Annotated in this window: 14 protein-coding genes; 10 read left to right on the top strand and 4 right to left on the bottom strand. The window is 62.3% G+C overall.

The window, feature by feature from the left end:
• The first annotated feature begins 453 nt into the window (after nucleotides 1-453).
• The 9 genes from bcsD (at nucleotide 454) to pgi (ending at nucleotide 15,551) form a co-directional block, all read left to right on the top strand.
• Entirely contained in the window at nucleotides 454-915 is a 462-nt protein-coding gene (gene bcsD / locus K2O51_RS33095; protein WP_245002032.1) for a cellulose biosynthesis protein BcsD, read from the top strand.
• Nucleotides 916-971: 56 nt separating this feature from the next.
• A complete protein-coding gene (gene bcsP / locus K2O51_RS35910) occupies nucleotides 972-1,427 on the top strand; it encodes a cellulose biosynthesis protein BcsP (protein ID WP_425333023.1) in 456 nt (151 codons plus the stop codon).
• A 23-nt stretch (nucleotides 1,428-1,450) separates the two neighbouring features.
• Entirely contained in the window at nucleotides 1,451-2,224 is a 774-nt protein-coding gene (gene bcsQ, locus K2O51_RS33100) for a cellulose biosynthesis protein BcsQ (RefSeq protein ID WP_220632241.1), read from the top strand.
• Entirely contained in the window at nucleotides 2,221-4,434 is a 2,214-nt protein-coding gene (gene bcsA / locus K2O51_RS33105; RefSeq protein WP_220632242.1) for a UDP-forming cellulose synthase catalytic subunit, read from the top strand. Before bcsQ ends, bcsA begins: the two co-directional genes overlap by 4 nt.
• 281 nt (nucleotides 4,435-4,715) lie before the next feature.
• A complete protein-coding gene (gene bcsB, locus K2O51_RS33110; RefSeq protein WP_245002033.1) occupies nucleotides 4,716-6,839 on the top strand; it encodes a cellulose biosynthesis cyclic di-GMP-binding regulatory protein BcsB in 2,124 nt (707 codons plus the stop codon).
• Nucleotides 6,836-8,062 carry a cellulose synthase complex periplasmic endoglucanase BcsZ gene (bcsZ, locus tag K2O51_RS33115; protein WP_220632244.1) on the top strand — a complete coding sequence of 409 codons (1,227 nt, stop codon included), beginning with the start codon at nucleotides 6,836-6,838 and terminating at the stop codon, nucleotides 8,060-8,062. Before bcsB ends, bcsZ begins: the two co-directional genes overlap by 4 nt.
• A 47-nt stretch (nucleotides 8,063-8,109) precedes the next feature.
• On the top strand, nucleotides 8,110-12,321 hold the full coding sequence (locus K2O51_RS33120; RefSeq protein ID WP_245002034.1) for a cellulose biosynthesis protein BcsC: 4,212 nt from the start codon (nucleotides 8,110-8,112) through the stop codon (nucleotides 12,319-12,321).
• A gap of 641 nt (nucleotides 12,322-12,962) precedes the next feature.
• The gene (gene galU / locus K2O51_RS33125) at nucleotides 12,963-13,859 is read left to right on the top strand and encodes a UTP--glucose-1-phosphate uridylyltransferase GalU (RefSeq protein WP_220632246.1); all 897 of its coding nucleotides are present in this window, start codon (nucleotides 12,963-12,965) and stop codon (nucleotides 13,857-13,859) included.
• Between the two features lie 60 nt (nucleotides 13,860-13,919).
• Nucleotides 13,920-15,551, top strand: a complete 1,632-nt coding sequence (gene pgi / locus K2O51_RS33130) for a glucose-6-phosphate isomerase (RefSeq protein ID WP_220632247.1) — start codon at nucleotides 13,920-13,922, stop codon at nucleotides 15,549-15,551.
• 699 nt (nucleotides 15,552-16,250) lie between these two features.
• On the opposite strand, the gene K2O51_RS33135 is transcribed toward pgi, so the two are convergent.
• The 4 genes from K2O51_RS33135 to K2O51_RS33150 all read right to left on the bottom strand — a co-directional run bounded on the left by K2O51_RS33135 (nucleotide 16,251) and on the right by K2O51_RS33150 (nucleotide 21,939).
• Nucleotides 16,251-17,960, bottom strand: a complete 1,710-nt coding sequence (locus K2O51_RS33135) for a methyl-accepting chemotaxis protein (RefSeq protein ID WP_280640426.1) — start codon at nucleotides 17,958-17,960, stop codon at nucleotides 16,251-16,253.
• A gap of 295 nt (nucleotides 17,961-18,255) precedes the next feature.
• Entirely contained in the window at nucleotides 18,256-19,989 is a 1,734-nt protein-coding gene (locus K2O51_RS33140) for a bifunctional protein-serine/threonine kinase/phosphatase (protein WP_220632248.1), read from the bottom strand.
• A 1-nt stretch (nucleotide 19,990) separates the two neighbouring features.
• Complete coding sequence (locus tag K2O51_RS33145) at nucleotides 19,991-20,803, bottom strand: formate/nitrite transporter family protein (protein WP_220632249.1); 813 nt, start codon at nucleotides 20,801-20,803, stop codon at nucleotides 19,991-19,993.
• Between the two features lie 800 nt (nucleotides 20,804-21,603).
• Nucleotides 21,604-21,939 (bottom strand): nuclear transport factor 2 family protein, encoded by a 336-nt coding sequence (locus K2O51_RS33150; RefSeq protein ID WP_245002035.1) that lies wholly within the window; start codon nucleotides 21,937-21,939, stop codon nucleotides 21,604-21,606.
• Nucleotides 21,940-22,236: 297 nt separating this feature from the next.
• On the opposite strand from K2O51_RS33150, the gene K2O51_RS33155 reads away from it, so the two are divergent.
• On the top strand, nucleotides 22,237-23,346 hold the full coding sequence (locus K2O51_RS33155) for a substrate-binding protein (protein ID WP_220632250.1): 1,110 nt from the start codon (nucleotides 22,237-22,239) through the stop codon (nucleotides 23,344-23,346).
• Nucleotides 23,347-24,284 lie beyond the last annotated feature (938 nt).

Here is a 24,284-nt window from a genome sequence, read left to right on the forward strand (position 1 = left end):
AGGGGTCAGACTTGCCGCGGTCGATTATTCATTGGGGCAGACCTGGGGCTTACCCTGCTTCGGTGGGCCCCACGCTTAAGTAGGGATTGTTTTGAATAGACGCTCAAATTGCCCGGCGTCGTCCACTGCGGTCAGTCCCAACGCTCGAGGGGTACCGCTAATGGTGCAGTGCCACACAATTCCACGCGGCTACCCCGTTGCCGCAATTAAAGGGTGTGGGCGCGTATCCCTGGCGCCTACACCCTCTTTCTTTGTTTCGTCCGATTTCCCGCTTTTGTCTTCCTGGCAGGCCAAGACTTGCCCGTCGTATGAGTTTCGATCCCCTCTTTTGAGTGGATCCAAAAAATTGGTTCGAGCACAGGTCTGCAGCGAAAATCCTCAGCGCATCGAACGTGAGGATTTCCGCCACGCGGCTCTCCCCGTCTCTTCACCGTGGACAACCTTGCGAGGAGTATGGAAGTGGATGACGCTGTACTGCAGTATCTCGCCGAGCGCCATTGCTCGCTGCAATGGCACGACTTTATTGGGGGCCTGTCGGAGGAGCTTTTTGAACAGCTCGGAGAGGCCGGGGTACGCGCGCTCATGACCAAGTCAGGGGCCCGTTTTGCCGCGCGCTTCGCGCCTGCCCAGTGCACCACACTCGAGGAAGCCGAGCGCGAGATGGCGCAGGTCTGGCTGGATATCGACTGGGGCTGGACCACGATTCGCGACACAGGCGATGCTCTATTGGTGCGGCATCACTGCGCACCCGTTGTGCGAGGGGAAAACGACGATAACGGCCAGTGGCTGGCTGATTTTCTTAAAGGGGCCTATCAGCAATGGTTCATGGCCCTGGGTTCGTCAGACGCCTTGAAGGTTTCTGCGATAACGCCGTTCGATCCGGCTGGCAGCATCGAGTTCCGGCTCGCGCGCTAAAACCCTCACCAAGAGCGCAGCAGAGCGTGCTCAAGCGTGACCAATTTCTGTGTTTCATGAGCCAGTCCGACGACCTCTCAAAACTCTTTAGCCGCTTTGGCGGACACTCACAGACCTATCGCGAAATCGTGCGCGAGGATGCTGCCGCGGAATCCGAGCAACGCTGGCCATTGTTGGCGTCTCTGCGGATGGACCGCAGCGCCACGATCCCGCCGGTGCAGTCCCTCGACATAGCGTCACCTTTACCGAGCACGGACAGGGAGGTCAGCAACAGTGCGCCTCCGTCATTGCATCGGCGCCCCGAACCCGTCCCTGTACGGCTCGGGACCGAGAGCGCGGACTCGTCCAACCAGCGCTTCGCCGGCGCGGGGTACCTTGTGGCATCTACGGCGCCGGGGTCAAGCCCGCTGGCCCAGGTCTTCGCCAGGCTGGAGGGAGAGGCCGCACCGCCGGCAAAGCCAGAGCGCACTGTAACGCGCCGGTCGTTCCTCGAGCGCGTGAAGCGCAGCTAGAAACCGTCTTTCACTAAGCGTCCGTGAAAATTGTCGCCGTTGTTTCCGCAAAAGGCGGGGTTGGCAAGACCACTCTGTCGGCCAACTTAGCTGACATGCTGACGCAGGAGGGCGAGCGCGTGCTCGCCATCGATCTCGACCCGCAAAATGCGCTACGCCTGCACTTCGGCATGCCGGTGCAGGACATTGCCGGCCATGCCCGCGCCACACTCGCCGGCGAGCCGTGGCTGGGAAGCATCTGGGCAGCCAGGCGAGCGCTCGTGATGCCGTTTGGGAGCTTGAATGAGGCAGATCGCTCAGTCTTCGAGCGGCATCTGACGACGCACCCCAACTGGCTGCGCAGCCAGTTGGACCTGCTCGGACTCGCGGAGAACGACATTGTCATCATCGACACCCCACCCGGGCCGTCGCCTTATATGCGGCAGGCACTATCGTGCGCGCACATCTGCCTGACACTGACGTTGCCCGACGCTGCTTCGTACGCCACGCTACCCCTGATGAACGACCTGATTCGCACTTACTGCGAGCACCGGTCCGACTTCCTTGGGCAGATGCTGGTGATTAACCAGGTCGATATGGCGCGCCAACTGGGCAAGGACGTGGTGCAGATTCTGCGCAATCAGCTGGGCGAACGCGTTCTTGGCGTGATCCACCAGGACCAGGCAGTTCCCGAGGCACTAGCCCATGACCGCACCATTATCGAACAGAGCCCGCACAGCCAGGCTGGTCAGGAGATCCGTCGTTACGCCGGCTGGTTACGCCAACAGCTGCAGGGCAGCCCTGGGGAAGCCGGATGAGTTCCAACACGCCGTCAAAGCACACCACCAGTCGCGAATCTTCGCAGAGCCGGCAAGAGCCGGCACTGGCCCAATGGTTCTTGGCCTTCGATGTGTGGGACAGCGCCGTTGCGCGCGTCGGCGGACTGCTTTTCGGGCTCGTTTTGTTTTTGATCATCGTGACGGTACCGCTGGACTTTTGGCAACAGGCCGGCTTCGCACTGTCCTGCTACCTGATCGCGGTGGTGCTCTCCAAGACCAGGGGCCACTTGGCCACACTGATGCTGGTCGTCTTGTCGCTGGCGGCAAGCAGCCGCTATATGTATTGGCGCGTGACCGACACGGTCGCTTTCGATTCGTGGGTCGACCTCGCCTTTGGTGCCGGGCTGCTGGCAGCGGAACTCTATGCTTTCGTGGTCCTGTTACTGGGCTATTTCCAGACTGCATGGCCCCTGCAGCGCAAGCCAATGCCGATGCCGAGGGACCTTGCCGACTGGCCTACGGTGGATATCTTTATCCCTACTTACAATGAGCCGCTTTCGGTAGTGAAGCCAACTGTCTTCGCCGCCATGTCCCTAGACTGGCCGCGCGACAAGATCAACGTCTATGTGCTGGACGATGGCCGCCGCGATGAGTTCCGCCAGTTCTGCGAGGAGGTTGGCGTCAAGCACATCACTCGCGACAACAACCGCCACGCCAAGGCAGGGAATATCAACGCAGCGCTCGCCCACACCACCGGCGAGTACGTCGCCATCTTTGACTGCGACCACATTCCGACGCGCTCCTTCCTCCAAGTCTGCATGGGCTGGTTCCTGAATGACAGCAAGCTTGCCATGCTGCAGACGCCGCACTACTTCTTTTCGCCTGATCCGTTCGAGAAGAACCTCCGGACATTCCAGGATGTGCCCAACGAGGGTGAGCTCTTTTACGGCCTGGTACAGGACGGCAACGACTTCTGGGACGCGACATTCTTCTGCGGCTCTTGCGCGATCATCCGACGGGCGCCTCTGTTGGAAGTGGGTGGGATCGCCGTCGAGACCGTGACCGAGGACGCCCATACCGCGCTGAAGCTGCACCGTCTCCAGTACAGCACCGCCTACCTGGCCATCCCCCAGGCGGCGGGGCTCGCGACCGAAAGCCTGTCGGGGCACATCGGCCAGCGCATCCGCTGGGCACGCGGCATGGCGCAGATCTGCCGGGTCGACAATCCGATGCTCGGGCCAGGCCTATCGCTGCCACAACGGCTGTGCTACCTGAATGCGATGCTGCATTTTTTCTACGGGTTGCCACGCCTGGTGTTCCTCACAGCACCGTTGGCGTACCTGCTATTCGGCGCTCACGTCATCCATGCGCCGGCGTTGAGCATTGCCATCTTTGCTTTGCCCCACCTGCTGCACGCAAACATGACCAACTCCCGCATTCAGGGACGCTTCCGCCATTCGTTCTGGAACGAGGTCTATGAATCCGTGCTCGCCTGGTACATCACGCGGCCGACGCTGGTTGCCTTCATCAACCCGGCGGCTGGTAAGTTCAACGTGACGCCCAAAGGGGGCGTGATCGAAGAAGCCTACTTCGATTGGATCATCTCCCGTCCCTACCTGCTCTTGCTGGGGTTCAACCTGCTGGGGCTGGCGCTGGGAATTGGCCAGCTTGTCCGGGGCAGCCCAGGGATGCCGCACGAGCAGACTACTGTGGTACTGAATCTGCTCTGGACGATCTACAACCTGATCATCATCGGTGCGTCTATCGCCGTGGCGAGCGAGTCGCGGCAGGTACGCGAGGCACACCGCGTGTCCATGAAGCTTCCTGCGACGCTGCGGTTCGAGGACGGCAGCGCCATCGCCTGCGAGACCGTGGACTTTGCCGAGGGCGGCATCGGTATCCGGCTGCCCGATGGCGTGAAGACGCACGTGGGTGAGTCCATTGGCATTTCGCTCTACCTACAGAACGCCGAGCACGTGTTCAAGGCTACGGTGGTATTCCAGGACCAGCAACAAGCCGGCCTGCGGTTGGAAGACATGACCCCGGCGCAGGAGATGACTTTCATCCAGTGCACATTCTCCCGTGCCGATGCCTGGCTCGATTCGTGGGGCGCCAAGCCGCACGACACACCAAGACTAGCGTTGCGCCAGATCATGCAGATTGGGATCCTTGGCTTTCGCAATGTAGCGTTCCACCTTGGGCGCGAATTGCGCAAGCTCATCAAACGCAGGGATGTGGCCCGCTCGTGAGCCGGGGTATCCAGCTTGCTGGTTCCCGTACCCCGTCCCATTTGATCCTGTCGTTCCCTTTCCAACCCGGCAACAAGGAATTCACCTGAATGATGACGCCGTTCCCCCCGGTTCGTGCCAGCTTGCTGGCCCGTTGCGTCATTTCCCTTATCGCGGCTTGTGTGGGCACCAGCGCGCAGGCACAGTCGCGTAGCCCGGCGGTCGATGTTGCCACTGTGGCCTCTCCGGTGCCGACCGTGCCCGGGGCTCCGGCGGCTCGTCCTGGCAGCCGAGTCGTGTCGATGACCCTCAAGCAGCTTGGCGCCGAGCAGCCGTTCCAACTGCGCGGCGTGGACGGCATCAACGGTGTGCCATTCTCGGTGCGCGCGGACGAGGTTGTCATCGGCGCCCGGTTGAAGCTGCGTTATAGCTACTCGCCGGCCTTGCTGCCGCAGTTGTCGCATATCAACGTCATGGTCAATGGCGAGGTCGCCCATACGGTGCCCGTGCCTCGCGAGCAAGCCGGCAGCATCCTGGAAAAGGATCTGGCCATCGAGCCGCGGCTGATCACGGAGTTCAACCACCTCAACCTGCAGCTGATCGGCCACTACACCAATGACTGCGAAGATCCATTCCATTCCAGCCTTTGGGCTACCATCAGCAACACCAGTGTCCTGGAGCTGACCGTAAGCCCCGTGGCGCTCGCCAATGACTTGGCCCTGCTGCCGCTGCCTTTTTTTGATCGCCGCGACATCCGTCGCCTGAAGCTGCCATTCATCTTCTCGGGCGCGCCATCGACTGCCACGCTGGAGGCGGCCGGCGCAGTCTCATCATGGTTTGGAGGGCTGGCGGGATACCGTGGAGCCTCGTTCCCCGTGGCACTTAACCAGGTGCCAGGTAGCGGCAACGCAGTGGTGTTCGTTACCCAGCAGGAGCGTCCGGCCGGCATCGAGCTGCCGCAGCTCAACGGCCCGACGCTTGCCATCGTGCCCAATCCAAATGATGCCAGCAGCAAACTCCTCTTGGTGATGGGCCGCGACGGCGCCGAACTGAAGACGGCCGCGAGCGCCCTCGCACTCGGGGCCAAGGCGCTGTCAGGCCCGCGCGCTACCATCACCAGGCTAGACGATATGGCGCCGCGCCAGCCTTACGATGCGCCGAAGTGGTTGCGCAACGACAGGCCAGTGCGTTTTGGTGAACTGATACCAGTCGAGCAGCTGAATGTATCTGGCTACCAGCCGGACCTGGTGCGCGTCAGCTTCCGTGTGCCGCCCGACCTGTTCGGCTGGCGCTCGGGCGGTATCCCCATCGACCTGCGCTTCCGCTACACGCCACGGCCGACACAGGACAAATCGACGCTCAACATCAACGTCAACCACCAGTTCCTGCACGCCTATTCGCTGCACTCACTAAAGGACAGTGGTGGCAAAGCGTCTGCGCTTGTTGCACGCGTACTGCCGAATGGCTCGGTGCCGGAGCGACAAACGCTCCACTTGCCGCTGTTCATGCTGCCAGCGCAGTCGCAACTGCAGTTCCACTATTACTACGACTACCCGAAGCAAGGCGCCTGCAAGGACGTGTTGGTCGACAACGTCAAGGGCGCCATCGACCCCGATTCGACCATCGACATCTCCAGCCTGCCGCACTTTATCGCCTTGCCCGACCTGGCTGCCTTTGGCAACAGCGGCTTTCCTTTCACGCGAATGGCCGATCTGTCGGAAACGGCGGTTGTGCTGCCGTCGGAGCCTTCCACGGAAGACTACTCAGCCTACCTGACCCTGATGGGTCGCATGGGCGAATCGACCGGTTACCCGGCGACCGGCGTGAAGATCGCAGCGCCGACCGACGTCCAGCAGGCTGGCGACCGTGACCTGCTTGTCATCGGCACCGCGCAGAACCAGCCGTTGTTGTCACAGTGGGCCGACCGCATGCCGATGTCACTGGCCGGCGGCGTGAAGCGCTTTACGCTGACGGAAGTCTATTCAGACCTCATGGGCTGGTGGAATGGCGCCGACGGTAACCGTAACCGTCCGGTCGAGGCCAGCCTGTCGATCGACAGTCCGGGCACCGATGCGGCACTTGCCGGCTTTGAGTCGCCGCTGGTCCCGGGCCGCAGTGTCGTGGTCATTACCAGTAGCACGCCAGGCGGGCTACAGGCTGTCACCGACATGCTGCTCGACGCCGAGCGCCTGCCGCGGGTGCAGGGCAGCCTGGTGCTGGTGCGCGGAACGAAGGTCAACAGCGTCGCGGCACAGCAGAGCTACTACGTGGGCAAGCTCAATGCGTGGACATACCTCCATTGGTGGCTGTCGCAGCGGCCGTATACGATGGTCTTGATGCTCGTCGTCGCCACGCCGCTGCTAGCCGCCGCCCTGTTCCTCACACTTCGCCGCCGCGCCAAACGGCGCACGACAGGCCAGCCATGACACGACCACGCCCAACTCTGCGCCGTCGGCGGCTGCTCGGCGCCAGCGCCTTGAGCCTGCTCGGCGCTCTTGCGCCCGTGCTGCCGGCCGGCGCGGCCACCCAGGCGCCGCCACGCGGCGCTTGCTCATGGCCCCTCTACGAACTATTTCTGAGCCGGTTCATGCAGGCCGGTGGGCGCGTGATCGACCTGTCCGTGCGCGAGCAGCACAGCACTTCCGAAGGCCAGTCCTACGCCATGATGTTCGCGTTGATCGCCAACGACCGGGCCACGTTCGACAAGGCCTGGCAGTGGAGTATTGTCCATCTTGGCGCCGGCAGCCTGACCGACAAGCTGCCCGCATGGCGCTGGGGAAAGAGAGAGGACGGCTCCTGGGGCGTGCTCGACGCCAACTCCGCCTCGGATGCGGATCTCTGGTATGCCTACGCGCTCGCCGAAGCCGCGCGGGTGTGGAAGGCACCGGTCTATGAAGACGCTGCACGTGCCTTGCTGAGACAGGTGGCGAAGCACGAGGTAGTCACGCTTCCCGGCTTCGGTCCGATGCTGTTGCCCGGACCGCAGGGCTTCGCCCACGCCAGGGCGGACGGCTCGCGCTTGTGGCGCGTCAATGCCAGCTACCTGCCCATCCCGCTGCTGCGTCGGCTGGCCACGTTCGACCCGTCTGGCCCATGGGGCGCGCTGGCCGATCATGTTCCCAAGTTGGTGGACGCGGTGGCCGGGCACGGCATCGTGCCGGACTGGTCCGCTTATCGCGTCAAGCCCGGCGAGCAACCCGACTGGGACATTGACCCGGACAAGGGCGACATCAGCAGCTACGACGCCATCCGCGTCTACCTCTGGGCCGGCGTCACCCCCAGGGGCGACGCCGCTGCACGCAGGTTGATGCGAACGCTTGCCCCGGTGGCGCAGATCATGCAGAGACGGTCCGCGCCGCCCGAGAAGATGCACGCCGCAAGCGGCGTGCTCAAGGGCGAGGGGCCGCTCGGCTTCTCGGCCGCACTGGTCCCATTCCTGCTCGCAGCCGGGTCGCCGGAAGCCGCCCTGCAGCGCATCCGGGCACAAGGCCTGAGCAACGCTGCCGTGAAGCCGGCCTACTATGACACCGTCCTCGGCTTGTTCGGCCTCGGCCACGCCGACGGCTACTATCACTTCGTCCCATCGGGACAACTGGAGCTACCTTGGTTGCAGGACGAGACCGGAGACAAAGCATGTCCGCGGGCGTGACCCGGATTCGCAAGTCCCCGCGTCGGCGTGTAGGAAGCCATGTGCTAATGCTGGCGTTACTGGCCGGGGTCACCGCGTCGGCCGGCGCACAGGACGATCCGGTTAAGGCGCTCGTCGAGCAAGGCAAGTATTGGCAGGCGCGCAGCCGACAGGACCGTGCCACCGAGGTATGGCAAAAGCTGCTGCGTATGAATCCTTCGCAGCCCGACGCGCTGTATGGCATGGGCATCGCCGAACTCGAGGCGGGGCGCGCACAGTCGGCTCGCAGCTACCTGGAACGGCTGCAGAAGGCCGCGCCGGGCTCAACGCTTGTGGGCGCGCTCAGCGATCAGATTGCCAGGGGAGGCTCCGCTGGCACGCAGCAGCAGATCGAGCAGGCGCGCCAACTCGCGCGCAGCGGGCAGGCCGAGCAGGCCGTCAAGCGTTATGAGCAGGCCACAGGTGGCTACGTGCCCCAAGGTGACCTTGCCCTCGAGTATTACCAGACCCTGGGCGGCACCCCCCAGGGCTGGGCGCAGGCGCGCCAGGGCCTGGAGGGACTCGCCCGTGCCAATCCATCTGACGCCCGTGCGCAGCTGGCGCTGGCCCAGCATCTGACCTATCGCGACAGCACTCGAGACCAAGGTATCCGCCAGCTGCAAAGCCTTGCCACTCGAGCCGATGTCGGCAAGCAAGCCACCGACAGCTGGCGCCGCGCGCTCGGCTGGCTTGGCGCCCGCCCCAGCGATGCACCGCTTTACCAGGCGTGGCTTGCCGCGCATCCCGACGACGCCGTCATCCGCGCCAAACTGGAGGCGGCGCGTCCAACCCCGGCAACCGGCACGGCGGCGCAGAAAGATCCGCTGCGCGGCAGCGTGCAGCAGGGCTTCGCCGCACTAGACTCCGGCGACCTTGTGCGCGCCGCGGAGCGCTTCCAGAGCGCCATTGCGCAACGCCCCACCGATGCCGACGCACTGGGCGGGATGGGCGTGCTGCGGCTTAAGCAACAGCAGTTTGCCGAGGCCGCCGACTATTTTGCACAGGCGTCGCGTCATGGCGCCGGCAACCGCTACCGCCAGGCCAGCAACAGCGCCACTTACTGGCTGCTTGTGCAGCGTGCCGCCGACCAGCGCAGCGCGGGCAACGCAACGGAGGCACGTCGCCTGCTCGAGCAGGCTCAGCGGGCCGACCCGAATGAAGTCACTGCCCAGGCGGCGCTGGCCGACTTGCAGGCCGATGCGCACCAATATACGTCGGCCGAAGCCGGCTACCGCCGGGTACTGCGGACGCAGCCCGGCAACGTCGACGCGCTGCGCGGGCTAGTCAACGTGCTGGGCGCGCAGAACAAGAGCACTGAGGCACTGGCGCTTGTCGAGCGTATGACGCCAGCACAGCGCGAACAGCTCGTCCCGTTCGGCAGGCTGCGCGCCGACCAGGCGCGCGCCCAGGCACACCAAGCCATGCAGCAAGGCGACGCGGCCAGCGCGCGCCGGCTCCTCGAAGATGCAATGGCTAGCGACCCCACCAATCCGTGGGTGCGGCTTGAAGTCGCGCGCCACTACATCGCGATGGGTAGGAATGACCAGGCCCGCAGCGTGATGGACAACCTGCTGCTGTCCGTGCCGGGCGAGCCGGATGCCTTGTATGCCAGCGCGCTCGCAGCCGCCGAATCGAACGACTGGCAGCGTGGCCTTGACTTGCTCGAGCGCGTGCCCGCCAACCAGCGCACCAGTGACATGGGCAAGCTCCAGAGGCGCCTGTGGGTGCACGCCGAGGCTGTGCGCGCCAGCGAGCTGGCCGCAGCCGACCAGCAGTCCGCCGCCATCGGTGTGCTGCAACAAGCCGAGCGCTATGCCGGACAGGACGCCGAGCTGACGGGCGCAATCGCGCAGGCCTATGCCGACGCGGGTGATGGCGCGCGTGCCCTGTCGCTGATGCGCACCGCGATGCGCCGTGCAGCGCTGCCCGACGTGGGCATGCAGCTTCAGTACGCCGCCGTCCTGCTCAAATCCGGACAGGACATGGAGCTCGCCGGCCTGTTGCGCCAACTCGCCAATGCTGACATGACGGCCGAACAGGGGCGCGGCTATGACGACATCCGCATTGCCTACATCGTTCGGCAGGCGGACGCGCTAACGGCGGCCGGCGACCTGGTGGCCGCCTATGACACGCTTGCCACGGCACTCTCGGAGCGCGGCGGCAATCCGTCGGTGCGTGCGAGCCTTGCCCGCATGTACGCGCGGGCCGGCGTGAACGACAAGGCGCTGGCACTGTACGAAGGCGTGCTCGCCAAGGAGCCGCGCAACCTGGACCTGCGACTCGCCGCCATTGGTACGGCCGCCGCCGCCAAGGAATACGACTGGGCCGAACAAGCGCTGCAACGGGCCCTGCAGCAAGCCCCTGACTCGCCCGACGTACTGACTACGGCGGGCCGACTGTACAAGGCGCAGGGCAAGAACGCCAAGGCAGCCGAGTATTTCCGGGCTGCCGTCGCTGCCGAAGGCCGTGTGGGGAGCGCCGGCACAGGCGTGCAGGGAGCCGGCATCGCCTTCGACCGCATACCGGCCAACCCTTTCGTCGGCCTGCCGGGCCAGCGCCAGGCGTCGACCCTGCCGCCCGCCGGGTCTTACGCACCTTATCAACCGGTGCCCATGTCAAACGCGACCGCGCCCGCCGCGCCGCGGCGACAGGTTCCCACTTCGGCTTCGGGCCAGCCTTATATATCGCAGCCTGTCGGCATGGCGACGCGTTCGCCGACAGGCGCGGCGACAGATGCCGGCGCAATCGCCATGCCGGTGTCGTATTACCCGGCAAATGCGAACAACGTCAATGTGCGAACCACAGCGCGCGCCGTCGCCTCGGGCCGGACGCCGAATGCCGTACAGCAGGGGTATCCCACCCAGCAGGCGTACCCTAAGCCTGACTTCCCGAGCTCGTCGGCCTACGCCGGCGCATCGGCACAGCCGCCGCTGGGCGCCCAGTCACGCGAGCCATGGTTCGCGGATGACGATGTGCCGGCAGTGCCCGCCGGCCCCAAGACGGCGCTCGAAGAGTTGCGCGAGATCGAACAGCGGCGCACGAGTTCTCTTGCCGGCGGCCCCATGCTGCGCGGCCGCAATGGCGACTCAGGCATGAGCCAGCTCACGGAACTGGAAGTGGTAGGCGAAGGTAGGTTCGCGGTCGGCGACGGCAAGTTGGTGGCGCGCGTGACACCGGTGGCGCTGGATGCGGGCAGCGTCGGCGCCGACTTCAACAATGGCAGTCGCTTCGGCGCCGGCCCGCTGGGCTGGGTCGTTCCAGGCACCAGCCAGAACCTGTTCGGTCAAAGCCTGAACTCGACGTCGGCGGGATCGCAGAGTGCGTTTGGCGTAGCACTGGGCGTGGCGTACGAGACCGACCGCTTCGGCGTGGATATTGGCAGCACGCCGCTCGGCTTCCGGTACATAGACGTCAATGCAGGCGCCCGCTTCAGCCTGCCGCTGACGCAGCGGACCACGCTCGGCGTGGCGGCTTCACGCCGCCCGGTGACCGATAGCCTGCTGTCCTACGCGGGCGCACGCGATGAGCGCGCGGGCTTGACATGGGGCGGCGTGATGGCCAGTGGCGGCCGCGCCGAACTTGGCTGGAGCGACGGTTCTTTCGGCATTTACGGATATGGCGGATACAGCGTGCTGACCGGCCACGACGTCGCGCGCAACAACAAATGGGAAGGCGGTGGCGGCTTCTATATGAGGCTGATCGATTCCGACACGCAGCGTTTCACGTCGGGCATCAACTTCACGTCGATGGGCTACAACGAGAACCTGCGTTATTTCACTTTTGGCCATGGCGGCTACTTCAGCCCGCAAACCTATTTCTCCGTGACGGTGCCGCTGGCGCTGGAAGGACGTAAGGGCCGGTTGTCATATCACATGCGCGGCGCCCTCGGCATCCAGGCATTTCATGAAGACGACGCGCCGTACTTTCCGACGGATGCCAGCGCCCAGGCCGCGGCCAACGCCGCCGTCGCGCTTGCCAAGGCTAACAACTTAACGAGCCTCAATTCGGCGGTCTACCCTGGACAGTCCAAGACCGGCCTCGCCTACAGCTTGGTCGGCTCGGTCGAATATCAGGCGGCACAGCAATTGTTCGTCGGTGGGCTGCTAGGCATCGACAACGCACGCGACTACCGCCAGTGGTATGCCGGCATGTACGTGCGATACGCGCTCCAGCGGCAGACAGATCCGATCGGCTTCCCGCCGGTACCGCCCCGCTCCGCCGTGGGGCCGCTGCCATTCTGAAGAAACTGAATTTCCCCCTCCCAAAAAGGCCCTGAAAAACGCTGAAGGGGGAGGGAATTCCAGCAGCGTAATACGAGTATCGCGATGCAAGTTCGTAAATCATTCGCTCCTGACGATTTTCCTGCCGAGCAAGGACGTCATCGGCGGCGTGGCATCAGTTTTGAATCCCTCATTTCGAAGGGTAGGGCCAACGAGGCAAGTGAGTAGAATCACCTTGCAGCGCAACATAAACCACCCATGCGCCTTTCAGCGTCTGCACACCTCACCGGTAATCCGCGATGGCCTACTTGCTTGCGTTCGTCGTCTTCGAGGCGGCATGGTTCGTCCCCTTCCACATGGTGTTCAGGGCGACACGTCTCAGTTCCGCCTATGCCTATATCTCGCTGGTTCCCATCCTTGGGCCGTTGGTCTGTGCCTGGGTCCTGGCGCTCAGACCTTGGCCCTTGAAAGGCAAGCTCGTGCGCGTACCCCTGAAAAGCTAAGCCATTCAATGAAACTCTCTCGCGTCAATCCCTGGCATGACGGTTGCCCATTAGCGCCGACATACTACGGCGCTGATGGGAGGGCATTTTTTTACCTCAAACGCGAGCCCCGCTAGTCTCCGGCAAGGGCTACGCCAAATCCGAAGGAAATCACTTCACGTGGAAAATCGCGTCACAAAGGCCGTCTTCCCGGTCGCGGGCCTGGGCACCCGCTTCCTGCCGGCCACCAAGGCCAGCCCCAAGGAAATGCTGCCAGTGGTCGACAAGCCTCTCATCCAGTACGCCGTGGAAGAAGCGATGGCCGCCGGCATCACCGAAATGATCTTCGTCACAGGCCGTTCCAAGCGCGCGATCGAAGACCACTTCGACAAGGCCTTCGAACTGGAGGTGGAGCTCGAAGCCAAGAACAAGCGGGCCCTGCTGGACGCGGTGCGTTCGATTAAGCCCGCCAACGTCGATTGTTACTACGTGCGTCAGCCGGAAGCGCTCGGCCTGGGCCATGCCGTGCTGTGCGCCGCCAAGCTGGTGGGCGAAAGCCCGTTCGCGGTGATGCTGGCCGATGACCTGATCGACGGCAATCCGCCAGTGATGAAGCAGATGGTGGATCTCTACAACCACTACAACTGCTCCGTGCTAGGCGTCGAGGAAATCTTGCCCGAGCAAAGCCGCTCTTACGGCGTGGTCGACGGCCGCGAGTGGGATGAAGGCGTGATCAAGGTATCGGGCATCGTCGAGAAGCCGGCGCCGAACGAGGCCCCGTCCAACCTGGGCGTGGTCGGCCGCTACATTCTGAGCCCACGCATCTTCGACCATCTGCGCCAGCTGAAGCCGGGCGCTGGCGGCGAGTTCCAGCTCACCGATGCAATCCAGTCCCTGCTCGGGCAGGAACAGGTGCTGGCCTACCGCTACCAGGGCACACGCTATGACTGCGGTAGCAAGCTGGGCTACCTGAAGGCCACGGTCGAGTATGCGATGAAGCACCCCGAAGTCGGCACGCATTTTGGAAGCTACCTCGAGCAGCGAAGCTCCTTCCCCGTAGAGAAAAGCGCAGCCTAACGGGCGGCCGGCAAATTCTCGATCCCCGCGTTTGCCGATTACAGCATTGGAGCAGTCCCGATGTCGACGTCCCTTCCCGCCTGGCGGGTCCTGTGCGCGCATGCCGCCAGGATTCGCCACATTCATATGCGCGACTGGTTCGCGGGCCCGAGCGGCCAGGCACGCTCTGAGCGTCTGACGGTTGAAGCTTGCGGCCTGACCCTTGACTACGCCAAGAACCGTGTCACCGAGGACACGTTGACCCTGCTGCTCGCACTCGCCCGCCAGGCGCGCGTATGCGAGCGGCGCGATGCCATGTTTGCTGGCGAACCGGTCAATACTACCGAGCGCCGCGCAGCGCTCCACATGGCACTGAGAGCCCACCTCGGCGACGGGTATCGTGCGCTGGGCGTGCCGGTGGAGGCAGATGTATCGGCCGTGCTGGTGCAGATGGAGCGGTTCGCGCATGAAGTGCGCAGCGGCGACTGGACCGGCTTTGATGGTCGTGCCATCACGGATGTGATCAATATCGGCATCGGCGGCTCCGACCTCGGGCCACGCATGGTGTGCCGCGCCCTCGTACAAGAGATGGAACCAGGCCCCCGCCTGCATTTCGTCGCCAACGTGGACGGCTATGACCTGGCCCGCACGCTGGCTCGCCTCGATGCCGCCACCACGTTGGTCATCGTCTGCTCCAAGACCTTCACCACGCTGGAGACAATGGCCAACGCCCGCACCGCGCGCGACTGGTTCCTGCGGCATGGCGCCACGCATTCAGACTTGGCCCGCCACTTTGTGGCCGTGTCCACCAACCGGGATGCCGTGGCGGCGTTCGGAATCGACACCGCCAACATGTTTCCGTTCTGGGACTGGGTGGGTGGGCGCTTCTCGCTCTGGTCCGCGGTCGGCCTGTCGATTGCCGTGGCAATCGGGTTTGACCGATTCCGACAGCTGCTGGATGGCGCACGCGCCATGGACCGGCATTTCACCAGCGCACCGCCCGAACAGAACATGCCGATGATCCTGGGTCTGCTGGATGTCTGGTACCGAAGCTTCCTTGGAACCGGCAGTCGTTGCGTCGCGCCGTATTGCGAGCCGCTGGAACTGCTGCCGGCCTTCCTGCAGCAGCTTGAGATGGAAAGCAATGGGAAGTCGGTACAGCACAACGGCGCGGCGCTGGAGGCCGGCTCGGCAGCGGTTGTTTGGGGCACCACTGGTACCAACGGCCAACATGCCTATTTCCAGATGGTTCATCAGGGCTCTCAACTGGTGCCCGTGGATTTTATTGCGTGCCTGCAACCGCATAGCTCACTCCCCGGCCACCATACCAAGCTGCTTGCAAATTGCTTTGCTCAGGGCGAAGCACTGCTGCGCGGGCGCACCGCCGCCGAAATACGTGCCGAGGGCCAGGCTGACGAGGCATTGGTGCCGCATTTGGTGTTTGAAGGGAACCGTCCCAGCAACACGCTGCTGCTGCAGCGGCTGGATGCGTTCCACCTTGGTGCCTTGCTTGCGATGTCGGAACATCGCACCTTTGTGCAAGGCGCCCTCTGGAACATCAATCCCTTCGATCAATGGGGGGTGGAACTCGGCAAGATGCTGGCCCGTCCGATCGAGCGCGAACTGGAAGGCGCACCGGCGCAGCCGCATGACGCTTCCACAGCAGCCCTGATCCGCCGCGCGTGCCTCGCGAGCTCCTTGGAGGAAAATTGACTATGCCTGGATTTAGCAATGCTCAAGCTGCTGTGCAACCGTGCTGACCGCAATGACAGTGGCGAGAACCGATGGGACCGACACCAATGGCGTCTCAGGCGTCGACAACGCGAACAGCGGCGGTCCTCCTCCTTGAATATGAACGGCAGAGAATCGATCTCGCTGGGCTCCTACTGCCTACCATAGCGGGTCGCGAAGGGATGATCGAACCCTGCTGACGTCGGGGCGCCTAATGAAAAAGCACATGCGTCTCGCCCTTACCGTCCGACGACGGTATGACTCACCGACCGTCGCGCCGCAACGGGAAGGCGCTTGATCAACCGCCACCGCCGAGTAAGACGTGTTCAGCATCAGAGGCCATCTTCGACTTGACGATTGTGGTGGAACGCTGGATCTTGAGTCATGCGAAATTCTCCGGAGGCAGCTAGGCGGATGGCCGATCGTAGTGCACTGAAGCCATGAGAAGCCAATCCGGCATGCCGGTGGGGGCTGCGGCAGGCAATCGGCGCTGGCCTTGCCAGTGAACCTGGCATTGCTGCTGTGGTCGCAAATGACCGGGGCGAGGGCGAAGCGGCGTGCGTGAATGGGTGGCGCTACTCGCACCAGGCGGCAGTCGCGTCAGAACTGTTCCCACCCGTCCGTAGCTATCGCACCACTAAGCGGAACGGCGTTCATCTCCATGGTTGCGCCGGCAGCGGTTTATCGAGCTTTTGCCCCAGGCACGTTAGCTTCTCGAGTCGTTGTCGCTGCATTCATAACTGCGGGCGCTCGAGTCTTGGTGATCGGCGCTCGAGACGCCTTACCCAGTTTGAACACGCTTACCGCTCGCGCGAGACCCCCTGCTTGTTCTTGCATCGACTGCGCTGCTGCCGAAGCCTCCTCAACTAGGGCGGCGTTCTGCTGCGTCACCTCGTCGATTTGCGTGATCGCTTGAGTCACTTGTGAGATTCCTGAACTTTGCTCGTGAGTAGCGGCCGTGATTTCGCCCATGATGTCAGTCACGCGCTTCGTGCTTTCCACTATCTCGGCCATGGTGCTACCAGCCTGGTGGACCAAACTGCTGCCCTGGCTAACCGTTTCTACTGAGTGGTCAATCAGCGACTTAATCTCCTTAGCCGCTGCCGCGGATCGTTGGGCCAGTATGCGCACCTCGCCGGCCACGACAGCAAATCCCCGACCCTGCTCTCCGGCGCGCGCTGCCTCCACCGCGGCATTTAGCGCCAATATATTGGTTTGAAATGCAATGCTCTCGATCACACCGATGATATCTTCGATCTTCCTGGAAGATTCGTTGATCGATCCCATCGTCTGCACCACTTGCGATACCACTTCGCCACCTTTCGCCGCGAATTCGGAAGCCGACACCGCCAGCTGACTAGCCTGGAGCGCGTTGTCCGCGTTCTGCCGGACAGTGGAGGTCAGTTCCTCCATCGAGGCGGCTGTTTCCTCCAATGAGCTGGCTTGCTGCTCCGTGCGCGACGAAAGGTCGAGGTTGCCTTGGGCAATCTGCATCGACGCGGACAGCACCGCTTCTGCTCCCCCGCGAACATCCGCGACAATGCCTTCCAGGTTGACCTGCATGGTTTGCATGGCCTTTAGAAGGTGGCCGAGCTCGTCGCGCGACTCCACCCGAATTGACGAAGCCAGGTCGCCTGCGGCAACACTCTGGGCGACCTCGACAGCATGGTAGAGCGGCCGAGTTATCGACTTGGTCATCCAGCGAGCAAAAAGCAGCCCAACAACGAGGGCACCCAATCCACAACAGAGAATGGAACGGGAGGCCGTTTGAATGCCGCCTTCGACTTCCGCGCCGCGCTCACGCGCCAGCTTCGTTTGGAGCTCTGCGAGGGTCTCGACATGGCTTTGTAAGCTATCGAGCATCGGCAGCGTCTCAGATTTCAGTACCCTGAGCGCTTCATCACGCTGATTTTCCGCTAACAGCCTGTCGACCTGCGAGAACGATTTCACATAGGCGATGCGAGCATCTTTCACCTTGGCTAGCGAGGCCTTACCTTCCGGGAGCACCACCAGTTCGTCTAGGGATTTCAGGGCGCCAGAAATAGCCCTCTTGTTGTCTTCGATCTCGTTACGGATATGAGTGACTTCCTTGTCATCCGTAGCAAAGAAGAGTTCCATGGTTCGCCGCGCATTGGCCGCAACCCTGGCGTTTATCGTGGCGGCCGCATCGGCCTTTACCCATTCATTCTGAAGAAGATTGTTGAGTGCTTCGCTAACGCGGTTGAAGTTGTTGGTCGCCAGACCGACGATTACAAGCATCAGCAGCACGACGCTGACAAAGCCAAGTGTGAGGCGGGGCCCGATCTTGATGTTTTTGAGGAGAGATGTCATGCCTTGCCTGTGGAATAAATACTGAGTGAAGACTCCTTTTGACCCGTCGACATTGGCCATGAGAGTACCGTGTGGGCGCACAGTCCGGAAACTGAACCGGAAGCTCTTCCGGGCGGACTGATTTGTTATCGCCACCAATCGATTGACGGCTCACCAACGCGAATCTTGACATCAGAATGGGAATAGCCGAATCAGGCGTGGAGCACGCGCCGGGACGATACATCGGAATCTGCATCTCCTTTTTCGTCCAAAACCTATATCCCTCCGATCGATCTGTCGGGATAGCAACGATACGTTTGATGAAGTCGGCGCCACCCCAAGTCTCTTCCACTGGAAGCGGGATCCCTTTCCGCTCTCAATGGCCAGTGAGCCGCAGGCCAAGCAGCAACATTACGCAGAGTGCGAGCAACGCCGTGACTGACTGCCAGAAGACAACCGGGTTGCGCTCCAGGAGCGCGGTCCGACGGTGATTCTCATATTGACCCCCCGGGGTGCGCAGGTCCTGGATGAACTCGGAGACCGCCTCCTGCCGCTTCCTCGCGCAGGGGTGCAACGCCCTGCGCAACACCGCGTCGATCCAAGGGGGCAGTTCAGGCCGCCGCTCGCGCGCTGCGACATATCGCAGGCGTCGTAGATCACTCTCGGTGCGTAGGCGTGTCACCTGCAGACCATAGGGCAAATGCCCGGTTAGCATCTGATAGGTGATTACGGCCAGCGAGAATAGATCCGACGCGGTGCAGCCGCGGTGCCCCAGAAAGTACTCCGGGGCGGTATATTGCAAGGAACCCACCAACGCTTGCGCGTGTCGGCTGCTTGTGCCTTCGGCCAGGCCGGCCACATGCACTGCCGCGAAGTCGATGATTTTCACGGTCCCGGTGCGGTCTATCATCACGTTCTCAGGCCGCAAGTCTCGGTGCAGCATTTCACGACGATGAAAGGCTTGCAGCCCTTTGGCGACCTGTTCGATGATCTGACGTACCGTGTCGAGGTCGGGAGTGGGATGGTCTATCATCCATTGCCGCAGCGTATGACCGTCAACATATTCCATGGCTACGTGCAAATACTGTCGTGGACGATCGATTGCATGGGGCTTGAGCACATGCGCGTTATCGATCCTGCGGGCTACCCATTCCTCCATTAGAAAGCCGTCAAGATAGTCCGGATCATCGCGCAGATCGATGGAAGGCGTTTTCAGCGCGACATGTCGGCCATTGTGCTGATCCACTGCCAAGTACACATGGCTGCGTGAACTCGCATGGAGTTCGCGCACGATGTGATAGCCATCAAAGTGCATGCGCGGTTGCAGCAGCGGGGGCAGTGTCAGGTGCCCGCGTTGACGATGAATGTCGCGGGCATCGATATCCGGCAAATCATCCACGCGAACCAACTGGACAGTAACATTATCGTTGCTGCCTCGCGCCAACGCAGTGGCCACCAGCACCCCCGAGGCGGCATCAAGGTCATCGGGGTGTGCGTCCAAGGCCTGGCGCACGGTTGCGCCATCAAGATGCTCATAGGCGCCATCTGAGGCAAGGAGATAAACCTCGCCAACTTCAGCGCGCCAACAGCGATAGTCAATCTCAACAGTGGGGCCCACGCCTAGCGCACGCCCCAGGTAAGACTCGACTGAGGACACACGGATACGATGGTCTTCCGTGAGTTGTTCCCACGCTTGTGAATGCAGCCGGTAGATGCGCGAGTCGCCGATATGAAATAGGTGTACCTCGCGCCCCTTGAAGATGAGGGCACTGAAGGTGCAGACGTAGCCGCGGTCCCGGTCGAAACGCGCATCGCTGCGCTGGGTCTGCGCGTGCAGCCACGAATTGATTGCCGCCAGCACACATTGTGCCGCGCGGCGCACAGTCCACGACTCCGCAGTGCAATAATAGTCGTCGAGGAAGGTGCGGACAGCCGCAGCGCTGGCCACGTGGCTGACCGCGCTGCTGCCGATGCCATCGGCCAGCGCGACGGCGATGCCCTTGGTGCCAAGTCGCGGTGCGTTAGGGAGCATCGCGCCATGGAAGTCCTGGTTGATGCGCTTGCGCCCCGCTTCCGAATGCTGGCCGATCGAAAGGCGCAAGGCCCTCATATCAAGCCAGGACGCGCTTGGGCGCAGTCTTGTAGTGAGTCGAGTACAGCGTTGCACCGACGAACGTCAAGCCACCTACGACGTTGCCCAGCACCGTCGGAAGTTCATTCCAAAGCAGGTAGTCCATCAGCGTAAACTTGCCGCCGAGCATCAGGCCCGAGGGAAAGAGGAACATATTTACGACAGAGTGTTCGAACCCCATATAAAAGAAAACTAGTATGGGCATCCACATGGCAATGACCTTGCCGGAAACTGAAGTTGACATCATCGCCGCGACGACTCCTGTGGAGACCATCCAGTTACACATGACGGCGCGGATGAAGAGCGTAATCATGCCTGCGGCGCCGTGGGCAGCGTAGCCAACCGTGCGGCTTTCGCCGATACCTCCGATTTTCTGGCCGATCAGGTTCGGGGCCTCGCTAAAGCCGAACGTGAAGATGATGGCCATGAACAGCGCCACAGTGAGTGCGCCCGCGAAATTGCCGCAGAACACCAGTGCCCAGTTGCGCATCACGCCACCCCACGTGGCGCCTGGCCGCTTGTCGAGTACAGCGAGCGGAGCCAGCGTAAAGACACCGGTCAACAGGTCGAAGCCCAGCAGATAGAGCATGCAGAACCCGACCGGGAACAACAATGAACCGATCAGAGGGTTGCCGGTATTGACGTTGACACTGACTGCGAACGCGGCGGACAACGCCAGGATTGCGCCAGCCATATAGGCTCGGATAAGGGTATCCCGGGTGGACATCAGGAGCTTGGATTCGCCGGCATCGACCATCTTGGCGACAAACTCAGCAGGGGCTAGATAAGCCATCGGGCATTCCTTCGAACGTTAGGGGCAGAACAAAAAGAAAAAAGGCGTCCGCATCCGGGCATCAGCCGTATGCTGTTGCCCGGGCGGGACGCCGTTGTCCACAATTTCGGTCCCCGCGTTGCCGATGATCAGGGACAGTAGAGGCCGCCGTTGGCCTGCTGATCTTGGGTTATGCATCTTCCGTGCCCGAGCGCGTAGAAGGTGTTTGTCCGTTTCCCGGGCATTTATGCCGAAGATTGGCACGGAGCTGGTGCAAGTCCGTTAGCTGGGCTCTACCCTGGTGCGGGCGCCGTGTGTCTCATGCCACGGCGATGCGCAGACAGCCTGAAAAGGACCGCAGCGGTTGCTGCCTTGATCTTTGGCACTGCAGCAATACCGGTCCGACCTATAGTGAAACTCCGGTATTGCTTCGTACACGCGCATAAGTACGCGCTCGCAGATGGGATCCACATCATCGTCTGCCTCAAGCCCTCATCGAAGCAGGCTGGCCGGTGAGTTACCACGTGCCAGGCACCGTGACCGCCGGTTGGCCCGGTGTACTATTTTGTGGAGGTCCCATGCTGGCGCCAAGCCGCCGAGGGGTCTCCCTTGGCCTGGCCTTAACCCCTCGTCTTGTGCGAGGGGTTTTTTCGTTTTATGGCTGGGTCAGAACAGTGGGCGCCTTGGGCTTCGCGTCTGTGCCAACCGAACTGCCCCCTAGCTACGTCATCGGTCCTCTGGCCAGTTTGAGTCAGTCATGGACCTCTCGTCGGAAGACTGGTTGGCACGCTTAACTGGCGCCCTCGCGGTATCTAAACAAATCACGCGGCGGTCTCGTAACAGCCACGCCAGCGGACGACTTTGCCGTCAATGACCGTGAAGACGTGAATCCACTCGGTCTCGACCAATCGCCCGTCTGGCCGGGACATGAATCTCTCGATGCCGAGCGCGGTAACGTGGTCACCTGCTTCGATGAATTCGCGTGGCTCGAACATCTGCATGTCGTCATGCTTGCGCCACTTCGGCAAAGAATCGAGCAACTCCTCCTTGGTGTTGCGCCGTCCGGCGTAGGGGATGGCGGCGGGACCCAGCGACTTCCAGTCCACCTCGTCGCAAACCGGATCAAGAAGCCGGAACATCGCCTCGCCCAAACGCATCGAAAGCGGCCTTGACGACAGAAAGTGAGTTTGCCATGGCAGATCCGTGCAAGAGTGTTGGATATGGCGACAGCGGCGATTCCAGGTTAATTCGAATCGAGCATGTGTCAAGCCATCGGAGGTTATGAGGACAATTCCGCCGTAATTGCCTGTGTTTGCTAGCATCAAGTCGAACACAGCGGCGCTGGGATACTTCAAGAGACCTATACTCGTTCGGATCATGCCGGTGTCATCAGGTTTCACGGCGGTCGCCCCCGCCCAAGCAATCGCCCACCGACAGGAGACGAGGAGGACGCCATGACTCAATTCGCCATAAAGATCGGCGTCATCGCCGAGCAGACCGGCCCGCTTTCCTTCATGGGGATCGCCGATGCCAATGTGGCGAGGATGGTGGTCGACGACATCAATGCGAGCGGCGGCCTGCTCGGCCGGGAGATCGTGCTGTGCCTCGAGGACGGCGCGACGACAGATAGCGTGGCAATAGAGAAGGCCACCAAGCTAATCGAGGTCGATCGGGTCGACGTGCTGTTCGGGGGGATCTACAGCTCGACGCGGCAAGCCATCAAAGGTCCGGTCAGGAAGAGCGGCAAGCTGTACATCTACCCCGAGCAGTACGAAGGTCAGGAGGCGGACCCCCTAGTCTTCTGTACTGGCCCGGTGCCGGCTCAGCAGCTCGAGCCCTTCATTCCCTGGCTGATGCAAACGACTGGGGCGACGACGTTCTACCTGCCGTCGGCCGACTACATCTGGCCACATGTGATGAACAGAAAAGTGCGTGACCTGGTCAATGCGAACGGTGGCAAGATCGTCGGGGAGGAGTACCACCCTCTCGATCACATGGACTATCGCGAGACGGTGAGAAAGATCGCGGCCAGCGGTGCTGACGTCGTTTTCAATACGGTTGTTCCGCCTGGCCTCACGCCATTCTTTGAGGAACTCTACGATTCCGGCTTTCAGAAGCGTGGCGGCAAGCTCGTCTGCACCTACTTCGATGAGAATTTCCTCAATCTGGTGCCGGCCGAGAAGGTCGATGGTCTCTACGGCTGCCTGGACTATTACCAGGAGGTCGACGATCCGTTCAGCCGCGATCTGCTGGCCCGCTACAACAAGCTGTTCCCCGGCGGCGCGCAGTTCACTGCCGGCAGCGCTTGCACCGGCCTCTACCGCGGCATGAAGCTCTGGGAGGCTGCGGTTCATGAAGCGGGCACCGTCGACCAAGACAGGGTGATCGCGGCGCTCGACCACGCTAGGATCGAGCAAGGCCCCGGTGGCCCGGCGGAGATGGTGCCCGGGCAGCATCACGTCCGTATGAATATGTACATCGCCCAGGCGATAGACAGCCGGTTTAAGGTCGTCAAGGCGCTGGGCGCCATCGATCCACAAGAACAGATCATGGGTGGTCTTTGAGCCGATACGGCTCGTTCGGGCCGCTTTCAGTTGCAGGGCTTTCCGGGCAGGGACGCTCCATCAGTGGTTATCCCGTGACAGGTCTCGCCCTCGGCGTCCGATTCCTCGTCGAGAGGAAACTCTCCGATCTTAGTGCAGCAATAGCGGAACTCCGGCGGGACAGCCGGTCCGCCTGTGATCGCTGGCGAAGCCATGGGTGCCTGTTCGTGCCCCGCGCCTTTCTTGATTCCCACTGCAGCCTTCGCGGGTTGTCCCTCGGCCGTTACATTGCTCGTTGTTGAGAGAGGGGTAGTCGGCCGCGCAGGTGGAGTGACAATCTTCTTTGGTGGGGAAACGCCACGAGGTGGCTTAGATATTGGATCCGTCTTCGGGGCTGAGGGAACTGGAGCCATGGAGGCCCGCCCTGTGTTCGGGGCCTCCATTGGGGGAAAGACGCACTGGGTGTTCTCACAAATCCGCTCGCCTTTGCACTGCATGTCATATTGGCATCCCAACGCGCCGGTGTGCGGCGTGACCCCCGCAATCGCAATAGCGAGAAGCAAGCCTGACGTTTTCATACTTGCCCTTGCCTCCTTTGGTCAAGCCGCGCCGCATACCAGCGAAGGGCAACCAAAACCAGTATGGAATCTGTGCGCGCCGAGCGCCAGCCACGCGTTACATCGCGAACAAGAGTTTGCAATGGGCGCGGCCCTTACGAAGCACCGCTTTCCTTTGGCTAGCATCGTGGCGCTCCAATGAGTTTTTCCGCTGCCTTGATTCGAGGGCCCGGCCGGGATTCGCAAAAGCCGCCACATCCTGGGCAGCCTCTGATTTAGCTGAAATCTTCCGCTCCCTGATACCCAGCTTTGTGCCTGAAGCCTGCTGTGGGGGCACGGCCTCGTTCCCTGCTGGCGCCAGGCGGGCCTTGCCCCGCCGTCGACCGCTGCCGTCCTGCTCGT

Source organism: Cupriavidus pinatubonensis, from assembly GCF_019602855.1.
Taxonomy (GTDB): Bacteria; Pseudomonadota; Gammaproteobacteria; order Burkholderiales; family Burkholderiaceae; genus Cupriavidus; species Cupriavidus pinatubonensis.